Raw genomic sequence first — 7,385 nt, 5'->3', positions numbered from 1 at the left:
CCGGCATCATCACCGACGTCAACAAGCAGATGGAGGCGCTCACCGGCTCCACGCGCGACGAGTTGATCGGCGCGCCGTTCAAAGACTACTTCACCGATCCGGGGCGGGCCGAAGCCGCGATCAAGCGCGTGCTGCGCGAAAAGTCGGTCACCGACTACGAGCTGACGGCGCGGGCCCGCGACGGCACGCAGACCGTGGTGTCCTACAACGCCACCACCTTCTATGACCGCAACCGCAAGCTGGAGGGCGTCTTCGCCGCGGCGCGCGACGTCACCGAGCGCAAGCGGGTGGAGGCAGAGCTTCAGCAGGCCAAGGCCGTCGCCGAGAGCGCCAGCCGGACCAAGTCGGACTTCCTGGCCAGCATGAGTCATGAGATCCGCACGCCGATGAATGCGATCATGGGCATCTCAGACTTGCTGGCGAAGACTGCGCTCACCCCCGAGCAGGACAAGTTCGTCCAGGTCTTCCGCCGCGCCGGCGACAACCTGCTGAACCTGATCAATGACATCCTCGATCTCTCCAAGGTCGAAGCCTCGCAGCTTGAGCTAGAGCAGACAGGCTTTTCGTTGGCTGACCACCTGGAGAAGGTGATGGAGATGGTGGCGCCTCGGGCACATGAAAAAGGGCTGGCCCTGGTCTGCAAGATCGCGCCGGACGTCGACACCGACCTCGTCGGTGATCCGACACGGTTGCGGCAGGTGCTCCTCAATCTGCTTGGCAACGCGGTCAAGTTCACAAACTCCGGCCAAGTGTCCCTACGGGTCGATCGCGATCCGGACTCTTCCGCTCCGACCGCATTGCGGTTCACCGTCTCGGACACCGGCATAGGCATTGAGGCCGAGAAACTGGGCCAGGTGTTTGAACGGTTCACCCAAGCCGACTCATCCACCACGCGCAGGTTTGGGGGCTCGGGGCTGGGGCTCACGATTTCGAAGCGCCTGGTGGAGTTGATGGGCGGGCGCATCTGGGTAGAGAGCGAAGTCGGGAGGGGTAGTGTGTTTGCCTTCGCCGTGCCATTCGAGATCTGGGCCGCGGCCAATCGGCCGGTGGCCGTGACGGTCGGCGCGGGTCCTGAGCAGCCGCTGCCGGCACTGCGTATTCTTCTGGCGGAGGACTCCTCCGACAACTGCATGATCACGATGGCCTATCTGGAGGACACGCCCTACCGGGTCGAAATCGCCGAGACGGGGGCCATCGCCTGTGAAATGTTTGAAACTGGGCGCTACGACCTTGTCCTGATGGACCGGCAAATGCCGATCATGGATGGCTTGACCGCGACGCGGACAATTCGAGCTTGGGAACAGGCCAACGATCGGCCGCCGATACCGATCATCGCCCTGACGGCGTCTGCCTTGAAGGGGGATCGAGAAACCTGCCTGGCGGCAGGGTGCACGGCCTTTTTGACCAAACCAATTAAACAAGAGGTGCTGCTGCAAGCCATCCGGGAGCATTCCATGATCGCGCAGGCATCCTCGAAAGAGGAAGGGAGACCGAGGGACACCACGTCATTGGCGAGCCGGAAATTGACGGAACGAACCCCCGCCTATCTGCGAAATTGTCGGCAGAACGTAATTGATATGGATGAGGCCCTGGATCGGGCTGACTTCGGGGCCGTGACGATCCTCGGGCACAACTTGCGGGGATCCGGAGGGGGCTTTGGATTTCAGGCCATCACTGACATCGGCGCTGGCCTGGAGCAGGCGGCCGAGAGCGCCGATACCGACGCATCGCGCAAGTGGGTGGGTGAATTGTCCAGCTATCTGGATCGTATCGAGGTCCTTTCTGCCTAGCCCGTCACCTCGAAGCTCTGAAAACAGCCGTCCTGCAGCGCCACCAGGCCAGGCGCGCCTTACCGCTGTTGTGGCTGGACATGTGACCGATTTCGCGGGCCAGGCCGAAGCCGATCAGTTGTTCCTCTGCGCCAAGCCTAGCGCATTTGGCCGCTGCACCGGAGGAACGGTGTTCCTTCCGGCTTCAACCCGAAGCCCGTTGCCCGTCTCGGGCAGCGTCATGATTGGTCGCCCGCGCTTTATAGGTGCAAGGTGAAGATTGATCCGTCCAGAGGCAGCCGCACGATGGCAATGAAGTCAGCTGGAGCGCTCAATGCCCCCATGCTGTGGACCGCACGCAAGACCTTCTCCGAAGAGCGCCGCGTTCGAGATGGTTTCTGAATGAACCGAGCGACGCCGAAGCTGCGTATCTACGCTGAGCGTCTCATTGCCTATGAGATGAGCCGAAATGCGTCTTCCAAATCAAACCCCACAGCGGCCTTTGTCGTCATAGAGAAGTTGAGTCCGCATTTTGGCGCACTCATGGGCGCCGCGGGTTTTCGTGCGCTCATTTCGCGCGCCCTCGTGCTGGCTAACCCGGAAGTTGCTTGGCTGCGCGATCTGCGTGTCAGAGAAGACGGCTCTTTCGAAGGGCTGAACGAAATTGAAGCCCAAGCGAACCCGGAAGAGATTGCCGCTGGTGGGATTGTTCTGCTGGCCCTGCTGCTGGGGCTGCTAGTGACTTTCATTGGCGAAGATTTAACATTGAAGTTGTTTAGTAACATCAATAACTTACGGTTAGTTCCGGAAGGCTGAAATGGCAAAAAAACCTAGCGCCGCGGCTACCCGCAAACTGACGAAAAACGCCGCAACCCAACCGGCCAAGGTCACGATCCGTAGACTGCCGACCGGCGTTCGCGGCCTCGACGACATCCTGGGCGGCGGCGTCCCGGAATTTTCGTTCAACGTCATCGCCGGCAGGCCCGGTTGCGGCAAGACCACGATGGCGCATCAGATCGTCTTCGCCAACGCGACGGCGGAAAAACCCGCGCTCTTCTTCACCGTCCTCGGTGAGCCCGCCATAAAAATGTTGCGCTACCAGCAACAGTTTTCCTTCTTCGATGGCTCCAAGTTGGGCAGGGCCGTCCGCTTCATCAATCTGAGCGATCTGGTGCTGCATGAGGATTTGGACGCGGTCCTTGCTGAGATCATCAAGCAGGTCACAGCGATCAATCCGAGCGTCGTGGTGGTGGACTCCTTTCGCACCGTGATGCGCAAAACGCCGTCCGCTGCCGGCGAAATGGAGATGCAGTCGTTCATTCAGCAGCTCACCCAGTTTCTGACCAGCTGGGAAGCCACGACATTTCTAGTCGGCGAATTTGGCGAGGAAGAGACCCAAGGCAATCCGCTGTTCACCATCGCCGATGGCCTCTTCTGGCTTTCGCAGAAGGTGGAAAGAAATTCCGTGGTGCGAAAACTGCAGATCTTGAAAGTGCGCGGGTCGGGCTCGGTGCCGGGATTGCACACCGTCCGCATCAATGACGACGGGTTGCAGGCCTTCTCGCGCACGTTGGGATTCATCCCCAAAGCTGGGAAGCCGGCCAAGCCCCGGCGGCTTTCCATGGGCATTCCTGATTTGGACGAGATGATGGGCGGGGGCGTTCTCGCAGGCGACAGTCTGCTCATCGCCGGGCCTTCGGGGACGGGCAAGACGGCGCTGGCCACCCAATTCATTGCCGCGGGACTGCGCATTGGCGAGCCGGGGATCATGGCGATCTTCGAAGAACGACCGAAAGGCTACGCCGATCGCGCCGACGGCTTTGGTTTGAATTTGAAGACGCCGCTGGAGAAGGGAAATCTGGAAATCATCTACCTTCGTCCGCTCGACCTGTCGGTGGACGAAACCATGCAGGAGATTCTCGACGCCGTCGAAAGGGTCGGCGCGAAACGTCTGGTGATCGATTCTCTGGTCAGTCTTGAGATGGCGCTGGCGCCCGGGTTCCGCGAGGATTTTCGCGAGTCGCTGTACCGGCTGATCGTGGCGCTGACGGGGGCCGGGGTGACGATTCTCAGCACCGTCGAAGTGGAGGACTCGTTCACCGCATTCTCCTTCAGCCACTATACGATCTCGTTCCTGACCGATGACATCATCAGGATGCGCTATGTCGAAATCGACGGTCAACTTCGGAAGGTGATGGTCGTGATCAAGATGCGCGGCGGCAACCACAGCAAGGACATCCGCGAGTATGTCATCACCGACAAGGGCGTGGTCGTCATCCAGCCGCGATCCACGGACTACGACGGACTGACCACAGGAATCCCCACGCGAACCGGCCCGAGCCCAGCGCAAAAAGCAGAACCCCCTCCGGAGCCGAAGGCTAAGAAATAGAGGAAGCTTGGCCGGAGTAACTTGAGGTCCCCGGGGCGATTGTCCGGCTCCGCCCCACATTTGTGGTATTAGGTATCAGGAGACGAGCACTTCGTCGGTCTGATGACCTAAATGACTGAAGCCACGCAGCTCCATAAAAATATGGTCGCGATGAACGAGGCGCTGATCCTCAGTTCGCTGCGCCAGCAAGAACTCGTCGACGTCACAGATGCATTGAACGCGAGACTGCAGCGCGAAATTATCGAGCGCCAAGCAGCACAGGAAACCCTCCGCGCGAGCGAGGCGAGATTCCGGATGCTCTTCGAGTTCATCGACGAAGGCTTCTGCACCCTCGAAAAGCTCGATACCCGCGCCGGCGAGCCGAGCGACTTCCGCTACCTCTCCGCCAATGCCGGTTTTGAGAGACAAACGGGTGTCGGCGGCGTCGTTGGCAAGACCATTCGGGAAGCGTTTCCTGACGAGCCCCAGGAATGGTTCGACACCTACGACGCGGTCATGGCGACGGGGGAACCGATCCGTTTCGAGCGTGAACTGGCGTCGCAGGGGCGGACGCTGGAGCTGTACGCCTTCCGTTTCGAGGACGAAGCCATCCTGAAGGTCGGTGTGATCTTCCTCGACGTGAGCCAGCGCAAACTTCATGAGGAACAGCAGGAGCTGCTCCTCAAGGAGATGGATCACCGGGTCAAGAACCTGTTCGCCGTCGTCGGGGGCATGGTGAGGCTGAGCGCCCGGTCAGCGACCACGCCTAGGGAGCTGGCCGACACCGTTGAAGGCCGGCTCGGGGCGCTGGACAGCGCGCACCAGTTGATCAGGCCGGGGTATTCAGTGGCCCAGGCCATCAAGCGGGAAACCACCTTGGGCGAACTGGTCCGAAAGGTTCTCTCGCCTTATGCCGATCCGACAGGAACCGGCGACGGCGCACGCACCGAAATCGACGGGCCGGAGGTTGTGGTCGGCGCCGAGGCCGCCACGAACGTCGCGCTCGTCGTGCATGAGTTGGCGACGAACGCAGCCAAGTACGGCGCCCTCTCGGTCCCAGGCGGGCGCGTCCACATTTCGTGGGCGGTGGCCAAGGACCGCCTCGTCTTGTCGTGGGAAGAGAAGGACGGACCCGTGATCACGGGTCCGCCCGAGCGGGAGGGCTTCGGCAGCGTATTGGCCCGCAAGAGCATCAGCGGTGGGCTCCGCGGGGACCTGACTTTCCACTGGAATCCAGCCGGATTGGTCGTCCGTGTCTCGGCGGACACGGAACGCTTGGCGCTTTGAGCGCTTAATCCTATTCGACATTCCCCAACATCACGCCGGGGCGCCTTCATTGCTGAGCCACGTATCAGTCCTCGTGGCCGAGGATCAGCCCTTCATAGCCTTGGACCTGGCGCTCGCCGTGGAGGACGCCGGCGGTAAAGTCGTGGGTCCCGCCGCGAGCCGCGAGGAAGCCCTGACCTTCCTTGAAACCGAGATCGTAGGCGCCGCGATCCTGGACGTATATCTGGCTGATGGTGACTGTTCGACCTTGGTGGAGGTCCTCGTGGGTCGCGGCGTCCCCTTCATAGTTCACACCGCGGTGGGTCTCCCGCCGACCCTGGCAGCGCGCTTTTCAGGTCTGTCTTGGAGGTCTGCGTCGGGGCCTGACGTCGGCCTGTCGGCCGCCCCGGTCCGTCGGCGAGGCCAAGCCTACGACGGAGCTTCCGATCTTGCGAACGGGAGCATGAGCGGGGCTGGCGCGACCGCCTGCGAGACCCCTCAGTAGGTCGTCTTCACGTGGGCGCCGTAGGTCCCGTAACAGGCAAAGCCCGACTTGTTCTTATGAGGGTTGAGGGCCCCGTCGTAGGTCTTCCGGTTGAAGGTTTTGCCGCATACCGGGCAGCGAAACACATAGGTCGGCCCACCGCTCGACGCGGCTCGGAATGCCCGCTTCGGCGCCGGAGCCGCGCGCCGCGCGACAATTCCGCCTGACGAGCTTGGAGTCCTCGGGATCGATTGTGGCCCGGTTGGCGTCAGCTCGATCGGGTAGCGGGGCGCAAACGATGTCTGGGTGGGCCGCACGCCAAGGATGCTGTTGAGCAGATAGGCTCGGGGCTGACCGTCGGTCGCGCGTACAGCCATCAGGCGGACATCGCCCGCTTGCGACCGCCGGAGGGAGTAAGCCTCGATGGCCCGGGTCGATCGCTTGCCCGCCTTGTCCTGGTAGTCGATTTCCACCAGCAGGCGGTTCGCGGCGGCGAAGCGGATGAGATCGATGTGGGTCTGGCCGATGGAGCCCGCGGGCAGGTTGATGATGCGGTCTCGAATGAGCGCGTCGCCCCCACCCATCGGCATCGCCGCCAGGACGGGCGCGAGTTGACCGTGCAGCCAGTCGAAGATTTCCGGTAGCGCCTCCCAGAATGCGTCGACCGGAAGCAGCGCCGGCAGCTGGTGGTCGAGCATATGAACCCAGCCGGCCTCAAGGTCGGCCCGGTGGGGTTCCAGGTCCAGGAGCCGCGGAAGTCCGATGCCCTTGAAGTCGCACTTCTCACGAAGGACCGCGATGAACTGCACGGGCTCCGGGCGCGCGTCTGTGTTCCGGTAAAGGTTCACGACGTCGTAGAGGTCCCTCGGGCGGGTCCGCTCGGCGAGCGCCCGGAACTTCTCGGCGAAGGCCTCGACATAGTCGTAGGCCAGGACCTCAATGCCTTCGTCAGGGGCGTCGGAATAGGGATGGAAGATCGCGGTGGTGACCGGCGGCAAGACCACCCGTTCGTCGGCGGTCAGGTCGAGCTTGATACGGGGAAGGCCGTGCGTCGACGACACCGGGCCGCGGTAGCTGATTTTGCCCTGGCACGAGAGATTGCCGCGCGGGTTACGCAGGATCTCGAACTCCTGCTTGTCGGCCGGAATCTCGATGCCGGTCTGATCGTAGATCCACTCCCCGACCTCGCCGAACACCCGCTTCAGGAAGGCGGCGTCGATGTGGGCCTCGTCACGCAGGGTGAAGTCGAGGTCCTCCGAGAAGCGGTAGGTCTCAAAGAAGCACTTCTTGAGGCAGGTGCCCCCTTTGAAGAGCCAGAGGTCGGCCAGCTCCTCGTGGGCATAGATGCCGGCCAGCATCCATCCGAGGACGTAGTCCTTCTCCACCACGTGCGGGGTGAGCGAGGTTTGCGCCGCCAGAGCCAGGATTTCGCGCTTGTCGATCATTAGCGCACCTCTCTCATCCAGGTCTGAGGCACGCGCAGACGCCACTTGGAACT

6 protein-coding genes are annotated in these 7,385 nt (G+C 62.1%); 4 read left to right on the top strand and 2 right to left on the bottom strand.

The genetic code is table 11. The features are described from left to right. The 4 genes from AAC997_RS15685 to AAC997_RS15670 all read left to right on the top strand — a co-directional run. Positions 1-1,790: ATP-binding protein (locus AAC997_RS15685; RefSeq protein ID WP_340646637.1), on the top strand; the 1,790-nt coding region annotated here is incomplete at its 5' end. A 381-nt stretch (positions 1,791-2,171) separates the two neighbouring features. Then, positions 2,172-2,585 (top strand): hypothetical protein, encoded by a 414-nt coding sequence (locus tag AAC997_RS15680; protein WP_340646636.1) that lies wholly within the window; start codon positions 2,172-2,174, stop codon positions 2,583-2,585. Position 2,586: 1 nt separating this feature from the next. Continuing rightward, the gene (locus AAC997_RS15675) at positions 2,587-4,158 is read left to right on the top strand and encodes an ATPase domain-containing protein (protein ID WP_340646635.1); all 1,572 of its coding nucleotides are present in this window, start codon (positions 2,587-2,589) and stop codon (positions 4,156-4,158) included. Positions 4,159-4,269: 111 nt separating this feature from the next. Next, complete coding sequence (locus AAC997_RS15670) at positions 4,270-5,424, top strand: HWE histidine kinase domain-containing protein (RefSeq protein WP_340646634.1); 1,155 nt, start codon at positions 4,270-4,272, stop codon at positions 5,422-5,424. A 64-nt stretch (positions 5,425-5,488) separates the two neighbouring features. On the opposite strand, the gene AAC997_RS15665 is transcribed toward AAC997_RS15670, so the two are convergent. After that, the gene (locus AAC997_RS15665; protein ID WP_340646633.1) at positions 5,489-5,716 is read right to left on the bottom strand and encodes a hypothetical protein; all 228 of its coding nucleotides are present in this window, start codon (positions 5,714-5,716) and stop codon (positions 5,489-5,491) included. Positions 5,717-5,901: 185 nt separating this feature from the next. After that, a complete protein-coding gene (locus AAC997_RS15660; protein ID WP_340646632.1) occupies positions 5,902-7,332 on the bottom strand; it encodes a nucleotidyl transferase AbiEii/AbiGii toxin family protein in 1,431 nt (476 codons plus the stop codon). Positions 7,333-7,385: the final 53 nt, after the last annotated feature.

The organism is Phenylobacterium sp. (genome assembly GCF_037968635.1).
Taxonomy (GTDB): Bacteria; Pseudomonadota; Alphaproteobacteria; order Caulobacterales; family Caulobacteraceae; genus Phenylobacterium.
Note: the sequence above shows the minus strand (reverse complement) of the source record. Positions and strands in the feature narration are given on the sequence as shown.